General features: G+C 54.3%; 17 protein-coding genes. All 17 read right to left on the bottom strand.

Going from position 1 to position 20,815, the window contains the following annotated elements; genetic code table 11:
• Positions 1-12: 12 nt before the first annotated feature.
• The 17 genes from tilS to frr all read right to left on the bottom strand — a co-directional run bounded on the left by tilS (position 13) and on the right by frr (position 20,755).
• Entirely contained in the window at positions 13-1,302 is a 1,290-nt protein-coding gene (tilS, locus tag M2433_RS21000) for a tRNA lysidine(34) synthetase TilS (RefSeq protein WP_429057374.1), read from the bottom strand.
• A gap of 58 nt (positions 1,303-1,360) precedes the next feature.
• Entirely contained in the window at positions 1,361-1,750 is a 390-nt protein-coding gene (locus tag M2433_RS20995; protein WP_059311921.1) for a VOC family protein, read from the bottom strand.
• A 65-nt stretch (positions 1,751-1,815) separates the two neighbouring features.
• Positions 1,816-3,948 carry a lysine decarboxylase LdcC gene (locus M2433_RS20990; RefSeq protein ID WP_429057372.1) on the bottom strand — a complete coding sequence of 711 codons (2,133 nt, stop codon included), beginning with the start codon at positions 3,946-3,948 and terminating at the stop codon, positions 1,816-1,818.
• Between the two features lie 100 nt (positions 3,949-4,048).
• A complete protein-coding gene (gene accA, locus M2433_RS20985; RefSeq protein ID WP_008501895.1) occupies positions 4,049-5,008 on the bottom strand; it encodes an acetyl-CoA carboxylase carboxyl transferase subunit alpha in 960 nt (319 codons plus the stop codon).
• Between the two features lie 12 nt (positions 5,009-5,020).
• A complete protein-coding gene (dnaE, locus tag M2433_RS20980) occupies positions 5,021-8,503 on the bottom strand; it encodes a DNA polymerase III subunit alpha (protein ID WP_047346421.1) in 3,483 nt (1,160 codons plus the stop codon).
• A 38-nt stretch (positions 8,504-8,541) separates the two neighbouring features.
• On the bottom strand, positions 8,542-9,138 hold the full coding sequence (gene rnhB, locus M2433_RS20975) for a ribonuclease HII (RefSeq protein ID WP_047346420.1): 597 nt from the start codon (positions 9,136-9,138) through the stop codon (positions 8,542-8,544).
• Positions 9,135-10,283 (bottom strand): lipid-A-disaccharide synthase, encoded by a 1,149-nt coding sequence (gene lpxB / locus M2433_RS20970; protein ID WP_429057368.1) that lies wholly within the window; start codon positions 10,281-10,283, stop codon positions 9,135-9,137. Before lpxB ends, rnhB begins: the two co-directional genes overlap by 4 nt.
• Entirely contained in the window at positions 10,283-11,071 is a 789-nt protein-coding gene (gene lpxA / locus M2433_RS20965; protein ID WP_429057366.1) for an acyl-ACP--UDP-N-acetylglucosamine O-acyltransferase, read from the bottom strand. Before lpxA ends, lpxB begins: the two co-directional genes overlap by 1 nt.
• Positions 11,072-11,074: 3 nt before the next feature.
• Positions 11,075-11,530, bottom strand: coding sequence for a 3-hydroxyacyl-ACP dehydratase FabZ (gene fabZ / locus M2433_RS20960; protein WP_010426706.1), 456 nt, complete (start codon positions 11,528-11,530; stop codon positions 11,075-11,077).
• A gap of 102 nt (positions 11,531-11,632) precedes the next feature.
• Positions 11,633-12,658 carry a UDP-3-O-(3-hydroxymyristoyl)glucosamine N-acyltransferase gene (gene lpxD, locus M2433_RS20955; RefSeq protein ID WP_429057362.1) on the bottom strand — a complete coding sequence of 342 codons (1,026 nt, stop codon included), beginning with the start codon at positions 12,656-12,658 and terminating at the stop codon, positions 11,633-11,635.
• Positions 12,659-12,661: 3 nt separating this feature from the next.
• Complete coding sequence (skp, locus tag M2433_RS20950; protein ID WP_047346416.1) at positions 12,662-13,156, bottom strand: molecular chaperone Skp; 495 nt, start codon at positions 13,154-13,156, stop codon at positions 12,662-12,664.
• A gap of 121 nt (positions 13,157-13,277) precedes the next feature.
• Positions 13,278-15,695 carry an outer membrane protein assembly factor BamA gene (gene bamA / locus M2433_RS20945; RefSeq protein WP_059311926.1) on the bottom strand — a complete coding sequence of 806 codons (2,418 nt, stop codon included), beginning with the start codon at positions 15,693-15,695 and terminating at the stop codon, positions 13,278-13,280.
• 29 nt (positions 15,696-15,724) lie between these two features.
• Entirely contained in the window at positions 15,725-17,077 is a 1,353-nt protein-coding gene (rseP, locus tag M2433_RS20940; protein WP_429057359.1) for a sigma E protease regulator RseP, read from the bottom strand.
• Positions 17,078-17,088: 11 nt separating this feature from the next.
• On the bottom strand, positions 17,089-17,946 hold the full coding sequence (gene cdsA / locus M2433_RS20935; RefSeq protein ID WP_047346413.1) for a phosphatidate cytidylyltransferase: 858 nt from the start codon (positions 17,944-17,946) through the stop codon (positions 17,089-17,091).
• Positions 17,947-17,958: 12 nt separating this feature from the next.
• Entirely contained in the window at positions 17,959-18,717 is a 759-nt protein-coding gene (gene ispU, locus M2433_RS20930) for a (2E,6E)-farnesyl-diphosphate-specific ditrans,polycis-undecaprenyl-diphosphate synthase (RefSeq protein WP_429057357.1), read from the bottom strand.
• Between the two features lie 186 nt (positions 18,718-18,903).
• Entirely contained in the window at positions 18,904-20,103 is a 1,200-nt protein-coding gene (ispC, locus tag M2433_RS20925; RefSeq protein WP_429057354.1) for a 1-deoxy-D-xylulose-5-phosphate reductoisomerase, read from the bottom strand.
• Positions 20,104-20,197: 94 nt separating this feature from the next.
• Complete coding sequence (gene frr, locus M2433_RS20920) at positions 20,198-20,755, bottom strand: ribosome recycling factor (RefSeq protein ID WP_047346410.1); 558 nt, start codon at positions 20,753-20,755, stop codon at positions 20,198-20,200.
• Between the last annotated feature and the right edge of the window lie 60 nt (positions 20,756-20,815).

Genomic DNA, 20,815 nt, shown 5'->3' with positions numbered 1-20,815 from the left:
CCAGGCTGCCCGTTACGCTTTCTGCCACTCAAAACTGACTCCCTCTTCCGACCATCCCTCTTCCGTGATGAAAACACCCGCAGCAGCAATCAACGCTTCACCGTAGAACAGAAGCGGCGTGGTGTCGCGCAGCCACGGCGGCACGTTACTCTCCTGCCATATTTTCTTCAGCTTGCGTCCCCCCTTACGCCCCACGATATGCAGCATACCGCCAGCCTTAAAGCGCACGGATACCGGCTCTCCCGGCTTAGGCAGCCGCACATGACCAGACGGTGTGAGAGAGACACGTCCCGTCTCACAGGGCAATACCAGCGGTGCGTCAGGAGAAAGCCAGTCGAGCACTACATCCGTCAGTGAGGGCGTGGATTTTATCCACCAGAGTTCCCCTTTATAGCGTCTTACGTCAAAGCCGTTCAGGTGTACGCACGGGGAAGCGTCATCCCGCGCCAGTGCGACTTCATCCCAGATGCGATTCAGCATCGCCCGCGACGGCATCGCTGCGTGATGAGAGGCCAGCCAGCGTCGTAACAGTGCGGCGCGACGTACCGGGCTCATCCCTTTCAGCGGTGCAATCGCCAGCGCCCCGTCGTCAGAAATCAGTTCAGCCAGCTCTTCACTCAGCAACTCATCCAGCAACGATTCCTGTTCGGCGCACAGCGTGGCGCTTCGTGCTGTCGCCTCGGCAAAATGCGGCCAGCGCTCGCTGAGCAGCGGGAGGACGCGCAGACGCAGGAAGTTACGGTCGTAGCCGTCATCCTGGTTGCTCTCATCTTCAATCCAGTTCAGCTGATGTTCTTGCGCCCAGGCTTCCAGCGACGCACGCGTCTCGCCAAGCAGCGGACGCAGTAATGTTGTGCCGGCAAACTCAGAGCGCTCAGGCATGGCAGATAGCCCCGCCGGCCCACTGCCCCGCTTAAGCGCCAGCAAAAACGTTTCGCACTGGTCATCCAGGTGCTGGGCCGTCACCAGCACTTCGCCGGGCTGCAATGCGCCGGTAAAAGCGGCATAGCGGGCTTTACGCGCCTGCGCCTCGATGCCCAACCCTTCATCTACAAGCGTGACGCGCTCCACGAGGAGCGGGATCGCCCAGGCCGCACACAGAGCTTCGCAGTGCGCCACCCACTCCTCTGCATGAGGACTTAATCCGTGATGAATATGCATAGCCCGAAGCTGGACGTCAGGTTCCCGGTCGCGCCAGAGTTTAAGACGATGGAGCAGAACGGTGGAATCCAGGCCACCGCTAAACCCCACCAGCAGCTGGCGGTACGGTGAAACGGCTTGCGCGATAGCGGGTAAAGTCATAGGAAATTACACATAAAAAATGCCCGAACTGAGCGGGCATTATCACACAGGACAAACATTACTGCTGGTAAAGCTCCAGCGGCAGGCCGTCCGGGTCGTTGAAAAAGGTAAAGCGCTTGTCGGTAAACGGATCGACACGGATCGGTTCGCACGTTACGCCGTGAGACGCCAGATGTTTTACCGCGCTATCCAGGTCATCAACGCTGAAGGCAAGATGGCGCAGCCCACAGGCTTCCGGGCGGGACGGACGCGCAGGCGGAAAAGGAAAAGAGAACAGCTCAATCACATATTGCCCGTTTAGCGCGAGATCCCCCTTCCAGGAGTCGCGCTCCTCGCGGTACGCCTCGCTCAACAGCGTAAAGCCAAGGATATCGCAGTAGAAGGCCTTACTTTTCGCGTAATCGGTCGCAATGATCGCAATATGATGAACAGCTTTTAAACCCAGCATAGCTTCTCCTTTTTATGATGCCTGAACGTTACAACCGAAAACCCGCACCTTGCAAGCGGTCACCCTTATTTTAGGACTCGCACCCAGTAAACGCCGCTCTCATCACGCTTCGCACCGTGAATATCCGTCTCAAAACCGGGATAGTGCCGCCCAACCGAACAGAGCATCAGCAGAAAATCGAGCACGGCCCGACTCTCTTCGGTAATCATCTCTCCCGGCATCAGGAGCGGTACGCCAGGCGGATAAGGCAGGATCATATTGGCCGATACGCGTCCGACCAGATTTTCCAGTTCGACGGTTTCGACCTCCCCTTTCACCTGGCGCTGCCACGCCTTGTGCGGGGTAAACTTCATCTCCGGCAACACATCGAACGCCTGAAGCATCAGACGCGGCAGATCGTGCTGGCGGATCAACCTGTGGATCCCCTGGGCCAGATCCTGAATACGCATATTGCGATAGAAGTCAGGATCTTCCGCGTAGAGATCCGGCAGCATGTTCTTCACCCGCAGGTTGAGATCGTAGGCGCGCTTAAACTCCATCAGGCCGCGCAACAACCCCATCGCCCGGGTTTTATCAATACCAATACTGAACAGGAACAGCAGGTTATAGGGGCCGGTTTTTTCCACCACCACACCCCGTTCATCAAGGAATTTCGCGACCAACGCGGCCGGAATACCTTCTTCACTCATCTTGCCCTGTTCATCCATGCCCGGCGTCAGGATTGTCACTTTTACCGGATCGAGGAACATATGGTCACTGTCGGCATCCCGGAAGCCATGCCAGCCTTCCCCGGGCGAGACCGGCCAGCACGCCGCTTCATCTATCTCTTCCGGCTGCCAGATATCAAAGAACCAGCCGTCGGCTTCATCTTTCAGCCGCTGAACCTCTTTGCGGAAATGCAGCGCCCGCTCTACCGAGCGATTGATGAGACGTTTGCCCGGGTTGCCGCGCAGCATCGCCGCGGCCGTTTCAATGGAGGCCACCAGCGGATAGCTCGGTGAGGTAGTGGTATGCATCATAAAGGCTTCGTTAAAGGTCTCTTCGTCGTACTCGCCTTTGATGTGAATAAGCGAAGCCTGGGAAAACGCGGCCAGCATTTTGTGCGTCGACTGCGTTTCGAAGAACACTTTACCCGGCACGCGTTCACCGCTCATGCCGCTTTTACCCGCGTAAATCGGGTGGAAGTTGGTGTACGGCACCCACGCGGAATCAAAGTGGATCGACGGCACGTCCAGCGTTTCTTTAATCCAGTTAGTGTTGTACAGCAGACCGTCATAGGTTGAGTTGGTGATCACCGCATGAACGGGCCAGCCTGCGCCGGGCACTGCCGCGACCTTGCTTTCAATGGCTTCATGCGTGAACTCCCGGCGCGGAATGCCGCCAAGAATGCCGAGCGCGTTACGCGTGGGTGACAGCCAGAGCGGTACGACGTCGCTCATCATCAGCAGGTGCGCCAGCGATTTATGGCAGTTACGGTCAATCAACAAGGTACTGCCGGCAGGTGCCGCATACATCCCGACGATTTTGTTTGAGGTTGAGGTGCCGTTGGTCACCATATAGCTCTGCTCGGCACCAAAGGTGCGGGCGATATATTCCTCGGCTTCCAGATGCGGGCCGGTGTGGTCAAGCAGAGAGCCTAGCTCAGTGACTGAAATTGACACGTCCGCCTTCAGCGTGTTGCCGCCGAAGAAATCATAGAACAGGCAGCCCACCGGACTTTTTTGATAGGCCGTCCCCGCCATGTGCCCTGGCGTACAGAAGGTATATTTACCCTCCTTCACGTAGGTGAAGAGCGCGCGGGTAAACGGCGGCGTAATGTTATCGAGATATTCACCGGTATATTGCTGAATGCGGGTCGCAATATCTTCCGCCACGCCGAGGGAATATTCAAAGAACCATAGCGCCATACGCATATCGTTGGCGCTGACGTCCATGGTCGAGTGGGTATTAATAAACGCGTACAGCGGGAGATATTCGTTCAGCTTGTTGATATCGCTGCACAGTTCGAGGTCATATTCATCCCAGTCGAAGATCACGCCGCAGATACGCGGATTATGCTCGATGAACTTCAGCAGGTCGGCGCTGTTGTGCGGCCAGATTAGCTGATACCCGCGCGACTGCAGGGCGTGCTCCAGCTCCTTGATGGGCTCGTCTTTATAAAAGACGCCGTGCGGCCCCATAATGGCAATGATGTTCACGGTTTACCTCCTTGAAAAACATTAGCTAAGCATAGTTAAGGTAAACGGCAGGTATAAAAAAAGCCGCAACATTGTGCGGCTTTTCAGATAATTGTGAAGCTTACGCGTAACCGTAGGTCATCAGACGCTGGTAACGACGGTTGAGCAGATCTTCTTTGCTCAGCACGTCCAGATCCGCCAGGTCAGCCAGCAGCTGCGCTTTCAGGGAAGCAGCCATCACTTCCGGCTTACGATGCGCACCGCCCAGGGGTTCCGGGATGATGGAGTCGATCAGCTTAAGCTCTTTCAGGCGTGGCGCAATGATGCCCATCGCTTCTGCGGCCAGAGGCGCTTTGTCGGCACTCTTCCACAGGATAGATGCGCAGCCTTCTGGAGAAATAACGGAATAGGTGCTGTACTGCAGCATATTCACTTTATCACCCACGCCAATTGCCAGCGCACCACCGGACCCCCCCTCACCGATAACGGTACAGATGACCGGCACTTTCAGACGAGACATCTCGCGCAGGTTGCGCGCGATGGCTTCAGACTGGCCGCGCTCTTCCGCACCCACGCCTGGGTATGCACCCGGGGTGTCGATGAAGGTGATGATTGGCATGTTAAAACGCTCAGCCATCTCCATCAGACGCAGGGCTTTACGGTAGCCTTCTGGTGCCGGCATACCAAAGTTACGACGGATTTTCTCTTTGGTTTCACGGCCTTTCTGATGACCAATGATCATCACCGGGCGTCCGTCCAGACGCGCGATACCACCAACGATAGCTTTATCGTCAGCGTATGCGCGATCGCCTGCCAGTTCGTCAAATTCGTCAAACGCCAGGCGGACATAATCCAGGGTGTACGGACGCTGTGGATGGCGTGCCAGCTGGGCTACCTGCCATGCGCCGAGATCGGCAAAGATTTTGCGCGTCAGTTCTACGCTTTTCTCGCGCAGACGATGCACTTCTTCGTCGATGTTAATATCCAGTTTTTCATCCTGACGGCTTACCGCTGTCAGAGAATCGATTTTCGCTTCCAGCTCAGCAATCGGCTGTTCGAAATCAAGGAAATTCAGACTCATAGTATTCCTGTATTAGTCAAACTCCAGTTCCACCTGCTCCGAACCAATGAGGCCACGGAGATCGTTAAGTAAACGATCGCTCGGAGAGACACGCCACGTTGCACCAAAGCGCAACCGCGCACGTGCATCCGCCCTCTGATAGTAGAGATGTACTGGAATTGTCCCCGAGCGGTGGGGTTCCAGAGACTGACGGAGTCGGTTTAAAAGCTGGTCATCAATTTGCCTGTCCGTCAGCGAGATAGCAAGCCCGCGAGCATATTTTTCCCGGGCTTCGTCAATGTCCATCACTTCGCGGGCGGTCATTTTAAGCCCCCCACTGAAGTCATCAAAGCTGACCTGTCCGCTGACGATAAGTATGCGGTCTTTTTCCAGCAATTGCTGGTATTTATCCAGCGCGTCGGTGAACAACATCACCTCCAGACGCCCGGAACGGTCATCCAACGTACAGATGCCGATACGATTGCCGCGCTTGGTGACCATAACCCTTGCAGCAATCACGAGCCCCGCAGCCGTGGTGATTTTACCACGTTCTGTCGGATGCATGTCTTTCAGCCTGTGGCCGCCGACATAGCGCTCAATTTCTTTGATGTACTGGTTGATCGGGTGCCCCGTCAGGTACAGGCCTAACGTCTCACGCTCCCCATCCAGCACCACCTGTTCTGGCCACGGCTGGCAGTTGGAATACGATTGCTCGATCTGCTCCGGCTCTTCCGCCAGCACGCCGAACATATCCGCCTGACCAATGGCTTCCGCTTTTGCATGCTGATCTGCCGCTTTCAGCGCGTCGCCGAGAGAATTCATCAGCGCGGCGCGGTGCGGCCCCAGCCTGTCAAACGCGCCGGACATGATCAGTTTTTCCAGCACGCGGCGGTTCAGTTTTTTGGTATCGGTACGGGCGCAAAGATCGAACAGCTCGCGGAAATACCCGCCGTTGTTACGCGCTTCGAGGATCGCCTCGATCGGACCTTCACCTACGCCTTTGATCGCGCCGATCCCGTAGACAATTTCTCCGTGCTCGTTGACGTGGAAATGGTAGAGACCCGAGTTAATATCCGGCGGCAGGATCTTCAGCCCCATGCGCCAGCACTCGTCCACCAGGCCCACCACCTTCTCGGTGTTGTCCATATCGGCAGTCATTACCGCCGCCATAAATTCAGCAGGATAGTGCGCTTTGAGCCACAGCGTCTGATACGAGACCAAAGCATAGGCGGCGGAGTGGGATTTGTTAAACCCGTAGCCGGCGAATTTTTCTACCAGGTCAAAGATCTTGATCGCCAGTTCGCCATCAATGCCGTTTTTTCTCGCACCCTCTTCGAAGGTGCCGCGCTGCTTGGCCATCTCTTCGGGCTTTTTCTTACCCATTGCACGACGCAGCATGTCCGCGCCGCCAAGAGTATAGCCGGAAAGCACCTGGGCAATCTGCATGACCTGTTCCTGGTACAGGATAATGCCATAGGTAGGCTCCAGCACCGGCTTCAGGCTTTCATGCTGCCACTGCACGTCCGGATAGGAAATCTCTTCGCGACCGTGCTTACGGTCGATAAAGTTATCTACCATCCCCGACTGCAGCGGGCCCGGACGGAACAGGGCAACCAGGGCGATCATATCTTCGAAGCAGTCGGGCTGCAGGCGCTTAATCAGGTCTTTCATGCCGCGGGATTCAAGCTGGAAGACCGCGGTGGTCTCCGAGCGCTGCAGCATGTCGAAACTTTTCTTGTCATCCAGCGGGATGGCAGCGATATCGAGCGGCGGCTCGCCGTTCTTTTCACGGCGGGCGTTGATCATCTCCAGTGCCCAGTTGATGATGGTCAGCGTACGCAGGCCGAGGAAGTCGAACTTCACCAGCCCGGCGTATTCCACGTCGTTCTTATCAAACTGGGTTACCGGATGCTGTCCCGCTTCATCGCAGTAGAGCGGTGCAAAATCGGTAATTTTGGTCGGGGCGATAACCACCCCGCCCGCATGCTTACCGGCGTTACGCGTCACGCCTTCCAGCTTACGCGCCATGTCGATCAGCGCTTTGACTTCTTCGTCCGCTTCGTAGATTTCGGGCAGCTGCGGCTCGGCCTCAAAGGCTTTCGCCAGCGTCATGCCCGGGTCAGGCGGCACCAGCTTAGAGATGCGATCGACGAAACCGTAAGGGTGCCCCAGCACGCGGCCTACGTCACGGATAACCGCTTTCGCCGCCATCGTACCGAACGTAATAATCTGCGATACCGCATCACGGCCGTACATATCGGCTACGTGCTCGATAACCTGGTCGCGTTTCTCCATGCAGAAGTCGACGTCGAAGTCGGGCATCGAGACACGTTCCGGGTTGAGGAAACGTTCAAACAGCAGGTCAAATTCCAGCGGATCGAGGTCGGTAATTTTTAGCGCATAGGCCACCAGCGAACCCGCACCGGAGCCACGTCCCGGCCCAACCGGCACGCCGTTATCCTTCGACCACTGGATGAACTCCATGACGATCAGGAAGTAGCCCGGGAAGCCCATCTGGTTGATCACCTGCAGTTCAATATCCAGGCGTTCATCGTACGGCGGACGCTTCTCTTTGCGAACGGCCTCATCCGGGAACAGGAACTCCAGACGCTCTTCCAGGCCTTCTTTTGATTTTGCGACCAGGAAATCTTCCGTGGTCATGTCTCCTGTCGGGAACTGCGGCAGGAAGTACTCGCCAAGGCGGACGGTAACGTTACAGCGCTTGGCAATCTCTACGCTGTTTTCCAGCGCTTCCGGGATATCGGAGAAGAGCTCACACATCTCCTCTTCGCTGCGCATGTACTGCTGCGATGAGTAGTTGCGCGGTCGTTTAGGATCGTCCAGCGTGAAGCCATCGTGGATCGCCACGCGGATTTCATGAGCGTCAAAATCCCCCGGCTCAAGGAAGCGCACATCGTTGGTGGCCACCACGGGCAGCCCGCGCTCTTCTGCGAGTGCCACAGCAGCATGAAGATAGCTCTCTTCGTCCTGACGGCCGGTGCGGATCAACTCCAAATAATAGCGATCCGGGAAGTGTTCTTCATAGAATGACACGCACTGATCCACCAGCGCGCTATTGCCGCGCAGCAGACATTTGCCGACATCGCCCATACGGCCGCCGGAGATCAGCAGTAGCCCTTCGTTCAGCTCAGCCAGCCAGTCGCGGTCGATCCACGGCCCCAGCGCGCCGTACCCGCGCTGGTAGGCTTTTGAGATAAGCAGAGTGAGGTTTTGATAGCCCGTGTTGTTCATCGCCAGCACGGAGATTTGCGTCATTTCATCGCCGATGAGATCGCTCTGCACGTGAAAATCTGCGCCGACGATAGGCTTCATCCCTGCGCCATGCGCCGTTCCGTAGAACTTCACCAGGCCACACAGGTTGGTAAAATCGGTGATCGCCAGCGCGGGCATGCCAAGAGAGGCCGCCTTTTTTACCAGCGGCCCGGTCTTCGCCAGCCCATCGATCATGGAGTAGTCGCTATGCACCCGGAGGTGTACGAAACGTGGTTCAGCCATCTTCAGATTCCGCGTTACTTAATTGCTTGCGTATTGATTCAGGACACCAGTCCCAGCGCGCGTTTCACCGGGCCAAAGCTGCGCCGGTGATGTTCGGTTGCGCCATGTTCAGCCAGTCTTTCCAGATGGAAAGCGGTGGGATATCCCTTATGCTGGGCGAAACCGTACTGAGGGTAAGTCAGGTCCAGCGCGGCCATTTCGGCATCGCGCGTCACTTTGGCAATAATAGAAGCCGCGCTGATTTCTGCGACCCGGCTATCACCTTTGACGACCGCCATTGAAGGCATTGGCAGTGCCGGACAGCGGTTGCCGTCAATCAGGACATATTCAGGGGAAATTTTCAAACCCGCAACCGCACGCTGCATCGCCAGCATCGTGGCATGCAAAATATTCAGCTCGTCTATTTCATGCGGTTCAGCGCGCCCCAGGCTCCAGGCGAGTGCCTTCTCCTGAATCTCGCTAAACAGCGCCAGCCGGCGCTTTTCGGACAATTTTTTAGAGTCGTTCAGCCCGATAATTGGACGAGCCGGATCGAGGATCACCGCAGCGGTCACTACAGCTCCCACTAACGGACCACGACCCACTTCGTCCACACCCGCCACAAGGTGGGTATGAGGATATACAAATTCCATCATTTTGCTAACTCCAGCACCGCATCAGCCGCTTGCTCATCGGCATTACAGCGGATCTGCTGATGCAGTTCGCGGAACGTATCATGCATCTGGTGGCTGGTCTTACCGTTTGCAAGCAGCGGGAGCAACGCATCGGCAAGCAGCTGCGGCTGACACTCATCCTGCAACAGCTCTTTCACCAGCTCGCGTCCGGCAAGCAGGTTTGGCAGGGAGACATAATCCGTTTTCACCAGACGTTTTGCCAGCCAGAAGGTGAACGGCTTCATGCGATAGCCTACCACCATCGGGCATTTTGCCAGCATACACTCCAGCGCTGCCGTTCCGGAGGCTAACAGCGCGGCATCGCTCGCAACCATTGCCTCCCGACCTTTCCCGTCCAGAAGGTGGATCTGGAGGTCTGGTGCGACGTCGGCCTTGATGCGCTCAAACTGCTCGCGGCGCCTGGCGTTGACCAGCGGTACCACGACTTCCAGATCGGGGTATGTCTGACGAAGGATTTGCGCGGTCTTAAGGAAATCTGCGCTCAGCATCTCAACTTCTGCGCCACGGCTGCCCGGCAGCAATGCCAGACAGTGCACATCATGCGGGATGCCCAGCACGTCACGCGCCGCGTTTTTATCCGGATCCAGCGGCATCGCATCCGCCATGGTATGACCGATAAAACGGCACGGAACATTGAATTTGTCGTAAAACGCCTTTTCGAAAGGCAGGAAAGCCAGCACCAGGTTGGTGGACCGCCCAATTTTGAAAACACGTTTCTGTCGCCACGCCCAGACGGACGGGCTGACGTAGTGAATGGTTTTAATGCCCTGCTTTTTCAGATTCCCTTCGAGGGTAATGTTGAAATCAGGTGCATCGATACCCACAAACACATCGGGTTTGAGCTCGGTGAAGCGGCGGGTGAGATCGGCGCGAATATGCAGCAAACGGCGTAGCCGCCCCAGCACCTCAACGATGCCCATCACGGCCAGCTCTTCCATTTCATACCAGGCTTTGCAGCCTTCGGCCTGCATCAGCGGGCCAGCAACGCCCACAAAGCGTGCGTTAGGTACACGCGCCTTCAGCGCGCGAATGAGACCTGCACCAAGAATATCGCCGGAGGTTTCTCCGGCGACCAGGGCTATCGTAAGCGGACGACTGTCGACCATTAACGAATCAGACCCCTCGTGGAACGGTCAAAGAATTCCATGAACGCGTTCACTTCCGGGTGCTTTTTCGCCAGCTCGGCAATGTCCGGCTTCGCCTCTTCCAGCGTTTTACCGCTACGGTACAGCAGTTTGTACGCGTTGCGGATGGCAGTAATCGCTTCGCGGGTAAAACCACGACGCTTGAGGCCTTCGATGTTCACGCCAAACGGCGTGGCATGGTTGCCCTGCGCAATCACATACGGTGGGACGTCCTGCGCCACACCGGAGCATCCGCCGACCATCACGTGTGCACCAATGATGCAGAACTGATGGACTGCGGTCATGCCGCCAATAATTGCGAAGTCATCAACCGATACGTGTCCTGCCAGCGTTGCATTGTTGGCAAGAATACAGCGGTCACCCACGGTACAGTCATGCGCGATATGCGCATTCACCATAAACAGGTTATCGCTGCCCACCTTCGTCAACCCACCGCCCTGCACTGTTCCACGATGAATGGTGACGCTTTCGCGAATACGGTTACGATCGCCAATTTCCAGACGGGTCGACTCACCAGCATATTTAAGATCCTGGTTAACTTCGCCGACGGAGGCGAACTGATAGATCTCGTTATTGCAGCCAATGGTCGTATGACCATTCACGACAACGTGAGATTTCAGTACTGTACCCTCACCAATTTCGACATGGGGTCCAACAATACAAAACGGGCCAATGTGGACGTTAGCACCAATGATGGCACCGGTTTCCACAATCGCGGTAGGATGAATAAAGGCGGATTTATCAATCACGTATCAGGACTCCCGGCTACGAGCACACATCATCGTCGCTTCGCAAACAACTTTGCCGTCAACCAGAGCTACGCCTTTGAAGCGAGTCAGGCCGCGACGCGTTTTTTCAAAAGTGACTTCCATGATCATCTGATCACCAGGCACGACAGGGCGCTTGAAGCGCGCTTCATCAATACCCGCAAAGTAATACAGCTCACCTGGCTCCAGTTTGCCAACGCTTTTAAACGCCAGAATACCGGTAGCCTGTGCCATAGCTTCCAGGATCAACACACCCGGGAAGATAGGTTTCCCCGGGAAGTGTCCCTGGAAGAACGGCTCATTCACGGAAACATTTTTCACTGCGCGCAGAAAACGACCTTCTTCAAAATCCAGCACACGGTCTACCAGCAGAAACGGGTAGCGGTGCGGCAGAAGTTCTAAAATCTCTTCAATATGCAGAGTATGAGTGTCAGTAGTCAAAATACTCTTCCTGTCAAAATGTACTGATAACAATAATAACACGGCCTGCCGGTTTATTAGAAAGCCGACAGGCCGGGAAAAATAGCGTTAAACGGATGACGCTTAGTCTTGTTGATCGATTTTGCGCTCAAGAGACTTGAGGCGCTTGCTCATATCATCAATGTTCATCACCAGAGCTGCTGTTTTACGCCATACCTTGTTGGGCTGTAGCGGAATGCCTGAGGAATAGACGCCAGGTTCAGTGATAGGACGCATTACCATGCCCATACCCGTCACAGTCACCTTGTCGCATATTTCCATATGACCATTAATCACGCTCGCACCGCCAATCATGCAATAACGGCCAATTTTCAGGCTGCCTGCCATGATGACGCCACCCGCAACCGCGGTATTGTCGCCAATCACGACGTTATGCGCAATCTGGCACTGGTTATCGATGATAACACCATTGCCAATGATCGTGTCGTCAAGTGCGCCACGGTCAATGGTGGTACAGGCGCCAATCTCCACGCGATCGCCAATAATAACGCGACCAAGTTGCGGGATCTTAACCCAATTACCGCGATCGTTAGCGTAACCAAAACCATCAGAACCAATCACGGTACTGGACTGGACGAGGCAGTTTTCGCCAATGTCGACTTCATGGTAAACGGACACATTGGCCCATAAACGGGTCCCGGCACCGATTTTGGTATTTTTCCCAACGAAGCAGCCTGGGCCAATGACGACGTTATCGCCGAGCATCACGCCGGATTCGATAACCGCATTCGCGCCAACGGCGACGTTGTTACCAAGCTTAGCCGTCGGATCAATCGCTGCGCTGGCAGCAATGTTCTGGGCCGGCTGCGGCGTGGTATCAAGAATTTGAGCCATGCGCGCATACGTCAGGTAGGGGTTTTTCACTACCAGTGCGCTTACAGTGGCAAATGGAAGATCGTCCTGCGTCAGAACAACAGCTGACGCCTGGCATTGAGCCAGTTGCTCACGGTACTTAGGGCTTACCATGAAGGTAATCGTGCCAGCTTTAGCAGATTGCATGGACGCAACAGCGGTGATGACGACATCGCCATCACCGTGTAATTCTGCATCCAACTGCTGAGCTAAATCAGCCAGTCGAATTGAAGGCATTACTTATTTAACCTGTTTCAGAACATCAGCGGTGATGTCTTTAACATCGCTGCTGTTGAAAGCTACAGCGTTCGCATCAACAACCAGATCGATGTTCTGATCGGCAGCCACTGATTTAACAGCAGTCTGAATGCGAGTCACCAGCTTGCCACGTTCTTCGTTAGAACGACGCTGACGATCCTGCTCGAAAGCCTGCGCTTTCTGGGAGAACGTCTGGCGCTGAGCCATTACGTCTTTTTCCAGCTTGCTGCGATCGCTCGCTTTCATGGTAGAACCATCACGCTGCAGACGCTGCATTTTGGACTGAAGATCGTTTTCCATACCCTGCAGTTCGCTTGCACGGCCTTTGAATTCGTTTTCCAGAGTCGCAGAAACGCCAGTTTTCTGTGCTACCTGCTGGAACAAATTACCCATGTTGACGATTGCAATTTTGTCTGCTGCCTGAGCAGAAGTTGCCATCGCTAAACCGAGACCTGCAGCTAATAACCACTTTTTCACAATTAACTCCTTACCATCCCATTGGCACCAGAAGGTACCGTTCTTTGCGTGGCAAGGCGACCGTTTACCGATCGCCAGTTGTCAGCGCTACACTGCCAACGCATTCCTTTGCAGCGGATTATTACCAGGTTTTACCAATGTTAAACTGGAATTGCTCCGACTTATCTCCATCATATTTCTTAAACGGCTGGGCGTAAGAGAAGACCAACGGCCCCAGCGGTGACATCCATTGTAATGCGATACCGGCAGACATGCGAATATTGCTCGGATCGCTGTAGTCTGGAACGCCAGCTGCACGCATCTGGGCTGTGTTCTCCCAGTTGGTATCCCACACCGTACCGGCATCCCAGAAGAAGGATGTACGCACGGAGTTTGCGTATTTATCACTGATAAACGGCGTTGGCGTGATGAACTCCAGGCTTGCAACGGCCATAGCGTTACCACCGACTGCATCATCAGAGCTACAAACTTCAGATGAGGAAGACTTATCGCAGTTATCTTTGTCGTTCCCGCCGTAGTAAACCGCTTTCGGACCAATGTTATTGGACTGGAAGCCACGAACGGTACTGGAACCACCGGCATAGAAGTTTTCATAGAACGGCAGTTCTTTGCCACCTAAGCCGTCACCGTAACCCCAACGGGTACGACCCAGAACCACCCACTTATGATCGTCATCGATCGGGAAGTAGGACGCGGTATCCAGCGTGACTTTATAGAACTCGTTATCGGAACCCGGCACGGTAACTTTACCGTTCAGGTTGACGCGAGAACCTTCCGTTGGGAAGTAGCCACGGTCGAGACGGTTATAGGTCCAGCCGTAGTTGAAGGTGAAGTCATCCGCAGCGAAACCGTTGTTATCGCTGTTTTTGCTCGCCGACTGACCGATAGAGTCCAGATAACGCCACATCGCCACCTGAGGTTGCATATTGGACAGGTCGTTATGCACGTAACCTAAGCCCGCACGCAGGGTGTTGTATTCGTTAACCGGGAAGCCAAGCGTACCGTCTACACCGTAGCTCTTGTTGGTGTACGAGGACAGATCCGCATCGTCAGCTTTAAAGTCGTTATAGAAGATACGACCGCCCAGGCTCACACCGTCAACGGTGAAGTATGGGTTAGTAACAGAGAACTCAGAATAGGTCTGGTAGTCGTTTTTGGTACCGTTAATGCCGACAGAGTAACCCGTACCCAGCCAGTTATCCTGCTGCACGCCAACCTGGAAGCTGACGCCGCTTTCAGTACCGTAGCCCACACCGAAGTTGAAGCTACCGGTGTTACGCTCTTTCACTTTATAAACGACATCAACCTGATCCGGGCTGCCCGGTACGCGTTGGGTATCGGTATCCACCGTTTCAAAATAGCCCAGACGGTTCAGACGCTCTTTACCTTGATCAACGAGATCGCTACCTAACCATGCGCCTTCCATCTGACGCATTTCGCGACGCAGAACGGAATCTTTGGAGGTGTCGTTGCCGACGAAGCGAATCTTACGCACGTAGAAACGGTTGCCCGCGTCGACGTTAACGTGCAGCTTAACGGTTTTATCCGCATCATTGATTTCAGGCTGCGTTTGTACGCGCGGATAGGCATAACCATAGCGGCCGAGCAGCTTCTTAATGCTGTCTTCCATTTTGGTGACTTTAGAGCCGCTGTACAGATCGCCTGGCTGAATTTTGGTCAGCGATTCGATTTCAGCTGAATGCCCCGCCAGGTTACCACTCACTTCAACACCAGAAAGCTTGTACTGATCGCCTTCAGTGATGTTAACCGTAATGTAGATACCTTTCTTGTCCGGAGTCAGACTCACCTGAGTCGAGTCGATGTTGAAACGCGCGTAGCCACGATCCAGATAGTAGCTGCGCAGGGTTTCGAGGTCGCCCGCCAGTTTTTGTTTCTGGTATTTGCGATCGCCTACCACGTTCCACCACGGCACTTCATCGCGCAGCTGGAAAGTGGAGATCAGTTCGTCGGTGCTAAAAGCGTGGTTGCCGACAATGTTGATCTGCTGGATCTTCGCAGAAACACCTTCCTGGAAGACCAGCTTCAGGTCAACACGGTTACGTGGCAGTGGGGTTACCACCGCTTTCACGCTGGCACTGTATTTACCGACGCTGTAGTAAAAGTCTTCCAGACCTTTTTCAATGTCTGAAAGGGTTGTGCGGTCCAGAGATTCCCCCACACGAACACCGGATGCTTCAAGGTTCTGCTTGAGCATGTCATCTTTCACCGACTTGTTACCGGAGAAAGTGATACTGGCGATCGTCGGACGTTCTTTTACCTGAACCAGCAGCGTATCACCATCGCGCAGAACGCGAACGTCCTCAAAGTTGCCGGTGGCAAACAGAGCACGGATGGTGTTACTGATATCTTCATCATTAACCGTATCGCCGGGGCGTACAGGCATACTGAGGAGGGCCGCACCAACGGCGACACGCTGGAGGCCTTCGAAATGAATGTCTTTCACTACGAACCCGTCAGCACCGTATACGGTGGCGCTGCTAAACAGCAGCGACGCTATGAGCAACTTTTTCATCGCCATCGTTATTATGCGTTCTTCCTAACACTCTCTTACAACCGAGAGAAATCATTGAAAAGTGCAAGCCCCATTAACAGCACCAGCAAAATCGAGCCAATGCGATAACTAAAGTCTTGAACTCGCTCGGATACCGGTCCGCCTTTTAGCTTTTCAATCGCTAAAAACAGCAGATGACCCCCGTCTAAAACGGGAAGCGGGAACAGGTTGATTATCCCAAGGTTCACGCTAATGAGCGCGAGGAACATGAAATAGTAAATCACCCCGAATTCCGCTGACATCCCAGCCCCCTGAGCAATCGAAATTGGCCCACTGAGGTTGTTCAGTTTCACATCACCGGTTATCAATTTCCCCAACATGTTGACCGTCAGCTTCATCAGTTGCCATGTTTTATCCGTGGCTTCAAGGATGGCGCTGAACGGCCCATACTGGCGTATTGTCTTGTACTCATCTGGCAGCGGGATCACTTTTGGCACTACGCCTGCAAACCCTTCTGCCTTTTTGCCGACCGACTTCGTATCCGGGATCAGCGTCAGCGAAAGCGGACTACCTTGCCTTTCAACTTCCAGCGCGAGAGACGTTCCCGGATTATCGCGCACCAGAGTAACAAAGGTCATCCACTCTGTTAATGGTTGACCATCGACTTTAACGATCCTGTCGCCTGCTTGCAAACCCGCTTTGCTCGCTGCCGAATTTGCCTGTACTTCGGCTAATGCCGGCTCGATCTGTGGGCCGCGTGGACGAATACCCAGCGCAGCGACGGGATCCTCTTTGTCTGGCTCGAAACGCCAGTGACGCAAATCGAGCACTTTGTCCTGACGCGCGTCTGAGCCAAACGGCGACACGCTGATGGTTGTCTGCGGGTCGCCAATTTTGGCTACCAGCTGCAGTCGCACGGCATCCCAATCAGGGGTTTCGATGCCATCAATCGCTTTAAGTTCCATCCCGGATGTAATTTGCGCACTTGCCGCGATGGAGTTGGGGGCAATTTCACCCACCACCGGACGCACGCCGGGGACGCCGATGATAAACACCAGCCAGTAAGCGAAAATAGCAAAGATGAAGTTAGCTACCGGTCCGGCAGCAATGATGGCGGCGCGCTGTCCAACGGTTTTATTGTTGAATGCGCTGTGTCGCAGCTCAGGAGCAACAGGCTCAACGCGTTCGTCGAGCATTTTGACGTAGCCACCCAGCGGGATAAGGGCGATGACAAATTCAGTGCCATGACGGTCGGTGCGCGTCCAGAGGGATTTGCCAAAACCGATGGAAAACCGCTCTACCCGCACACCGCAACGGCGAGCAACCCAGAAATGGCCAAATTCATGCACGGTAATCAGTACACCCAGTGCAACAATGAACGCCGCCAGATTCCAGAGAATGCTCAGCATAAAACCTTCCGTTAAATCGTCCCGAATACCAGTAAAAGCAAACAAGCAAACACTGGAACAGCCGCTGTGAGGCTATCAATGCGATCCAGTATACCGCCATGCCCTGGAATCAGGTGTCCGCTGTCCTTAATCCCTGCTTCACGCTTAAACATACTCTCGGTTAAATCACCGAGCACTGAGGCAAGCGCAGCAAAAATCGAGCACACCAGCAGTATTGACGGTGCCACTTCCAGATTCGCCCAGACGCCATAGCCCCAGGAGATGATCGCTGCCGTAAACAGGCCGCCGATGAATCCCTGCCAGGTTTTGCCCGGAGATACCTTCGGCGCCAGCTTGTGTTTGCCAAACAGTTTACCAAACATATAGGCCCCGGAGTCAGCCCCCCAGACGAGAATCATCACATAAAGCAGCCAGATTGCACCGCTGTAATGGTTTTCGTCGTAGTGCCAGGCCCTAAGCGCGACCATACCCCAGAAAAATGGAACAATTGTGAGCAAGCCAAATATCAGTCGCAGCACTTTAGAATTACGCCATAACGCCGCAGAACCTGGATAAAAAAGCACCAGCAGCAGCGCGCCAACCCACCAGGCCAGCGATACCCAGAGGGAGCCAGCAACCAGCGGTTGATGAATATCATGATGATATTCAGGCAACGTAAACAGCATTATGGCCAGGATAAAGCCACAGAGTACCGCAAGCCATACTCGCTGGCTGCGCGAGGTAAAGCCGCTAAACTGTCCCCATTCCCACGCGGCGAGCATGCACACCACCAGCGTAACAATAGCGAATCCCACCGGAGGCAGTAAAAACAGCGCCGCAATGACAATGGGTATTAATACAAAAGCGGAAATCAGGCGATACTTCAGCAAAAGCTACCCCCATCAGGCTTTGTCGCCACCAGGCTCGGTGCCGCCGAAACGACGCTCTCGATTGGCAAAAGCATGCAGCGCACCTTCAAAGTCTTGTTCATCAAAATCGGGCCAAAGAACATCCGTAAAGTAAAGTTCGGCATAGGCAATTTGCCATATCAAAAAGTTACTTATGCGATGTTCCCCCCCTGTCCTAATTACCAAATCCACTGGCGCCTGTTCATTCATGCAGATTTGCTTACTCAGCGCCTCTTCATCAATTTGGTCGGGTCTCAGCAGCCCTTCCTGAACCTGCTCGGCCAGATGCCGAACGCCCTGGATAATATCCCAGCGTCCGCCGTAATTCGCCGCAATATTAAGCGTCAGACCGGTATTACTTTCAGTCAACGCTTCTGCTTTACGAATCCGTTCCTGCAAACGTGAGTTAAAACGACTGGTATCGCCAATGATACGCAGGCGGACGTTGTGGCGGTGCAGGCTTTTTACTTCGCTGTCTAGCGCCCACACAAACAATTCCATCAACGCAGTCACTTCCTGCGCAGGTCGATTCCAGTTTTCACTGCTAAAAGCATAGAGCGTTAACGCATCAATGCCGTTATTGGCGGCAAAAGAAACGGCGCGGCGAACAGATTTCGCCCCTGCTTTATGCCCAAAGGCTCGTATTTTCCCTTGTCTTTTCGCCCAGCGGCCATTGCCATCCATAATGATTGCTACATGACGGCAGCCATGAGCTGGCAAGTTTTCGCTTATTGGTTGATTCGCAGACAACATAACGCGTTTTTTGTCCCTGAAAAGGATTTAACGGTACTCAGGAATACTGAAGCCTATACATAAAAAAGCCGTGTCAAACCACGGCTTACCTGACCACACAAAGTCAAATTCCTGCGATCAGGTGGCGCAGACTATATCACTGAAGCCCAACGCTAACAAATAGCACGACGACTAGTGCTTGCTTTATCACCAGCTTGCGAGACGAGTCACCTGTTGGCGCGCAATATCACGCGCAGCTGTATCCACCGCCAGCACCTCTTCCACGCTCTGTGGTTCGCGCAAATCCATCATTTCCAGTACCGATAAATTTAACGACGCGATATCGGTAAAGCGAATCTGCTGATTCAGAAATGCTTCAACGGTGATTTCATTAGCTGCATTAAGTGCCGTCGTTGCCGCCTGCCCCTGGTCAAAGGCATTCATCGCAAGCTTCAGACAAGGATAGCGGTCATAGTCTGGTTCGCTGAATGTCAGGGAACTAAGCTTGCAGAAATCAAGCGGCTTCACGCCGGATTTCACTCGATTCGGCCACGCCATTGAATGGGCAATAGGCGTACGCATATCTGGCTCGCCCAGCTGTGCCAGCACGCTGCCATCCTGATAGCGTACCATCGAGTGAATCACCGATTGCGGGTGAATCAGTACTTCCATCTGTTTCGCTGACGCATTAAACAGCCAGCGCGCTTCAATGTATTCCAGACCTTTGTTCATCATGGTGGCAGAGTCAACGGAGATTTTACGCCCCATCGACCAGTTCGGATGACGGCACGCCTGATCCGGCGTCATTGCGCTCAGTTCAGACAGTGGCGTTTCACGGAACGGGCCACCAGACCCGGTTAGCAGAATAGATACCACCCCATTCTGCTCCAGGTCAGCGTACCCCAGGTTCTGTTGAAAAGGTTGCGGTAAACTCTGAAAAATCGCGTTGTGTTCGCTGTCGACCGGTAAAAGACGCGCGCCGCGCTGCTTCACCGCATCCATAAACAGGCGTCCGCAGGTGACCAGTGACTCTTTATTGGCCAGCAGAACATCCTTACCGGCATCAATCGCGGCAAGCGTCGGCAATAATCCAGCAGCCCCGACGATGGCTGCCATAACCTGATCCACCTCATCCAGCGCCGCCATCTCGCAGGCCGCCTGTTGGCCACTCAGAACCTCGGTTCGGCAGCCTTTTTCACGCAGTTGTGCTTTCAGCAGACGTGCGCTCTCTTCGTCATCCATCACCGCATAGCGGGGCGTAAACTCCAGGCACTGCTCGACCATTCGCTGCACATTCTTACCGGCCACCAGCGCTGTCACGGTGTAAAGTTCAGGATTATGGCGAACAACGTCGAGAGTACTGCAACCGATAGAGCCGGTTGAGCCGAGGAGTGTTAAATGCTTCATGAGATGCCCGAAAAAAGTTAGACCAGAAAAAGCAAAACGCCGCCAGCAAGACCCGAAGCCCCTCTGAACGGCGTTTATCAGTGTACGACAGAAATCAGAACTGCATCAGTTCCGCTTCTTTATCTGCCAGCGCCGCATCAATTTTCTTGATGGCCGCGTCGGTCATTTTCTGAATATCGTCCTGAGAACGACGATCGTCATCTTCACTGATCTCTTTTTCTTTCAGCAGCGCTTTTACTTTGTCGTTCGCGTCGCGACGAACGTTACGCACGGAAACACGACCCTGCTCAGCTTCGCCACGCACCACTTTGATCAGATCTTTACGGCGCTCTTCGGTCAGCGGAGGCAGCGGAACGCGGATGTCCGCACCCGCCGAGCTTGGGTTCAGGCCGAGGTCAGAGGCCATGATCGCTTTCTCAACGGCCGGGCTCATAGAACGATCGAACACGTTGATTTTCAGCGTACGGGTATCTTCTACCGTTACGCTCGCCAGCTGGCGCAGAGGGGTTGGCGTACCGTAGTATTCTACGATGATGCCATCCAGCAGGCTTGGGGAAGCACGGCCAGTACGGATTTTGCTGATTTGGGTTTTGAACGCTTCTACGCATTTGTCCATGCGTACTTCAGCATCTTTTCTGATGTCGTTAATCACGTTACGAATCCTTGAAAACTTGTCTCAGGCAGACTATCCGCCAGCACAGCGCTAAAGGTG

It is taken from the genome of Enterobacter sp. AC1, assembly GCF_050434705.1.
In the GTDB taxonomy this organism is placed as follows: domain Bacteria; phylum Pseudomonadota; class Gammaproteobacteria; order Enterobacterales; family Enterobacteriaceae; genus Enterobacter; species Enterobacter cloacae_L.
Note: the sequence above shows the minus strand (reverse complement) of the source record. Positions and strands in the feature narration are given on the sequence as shown.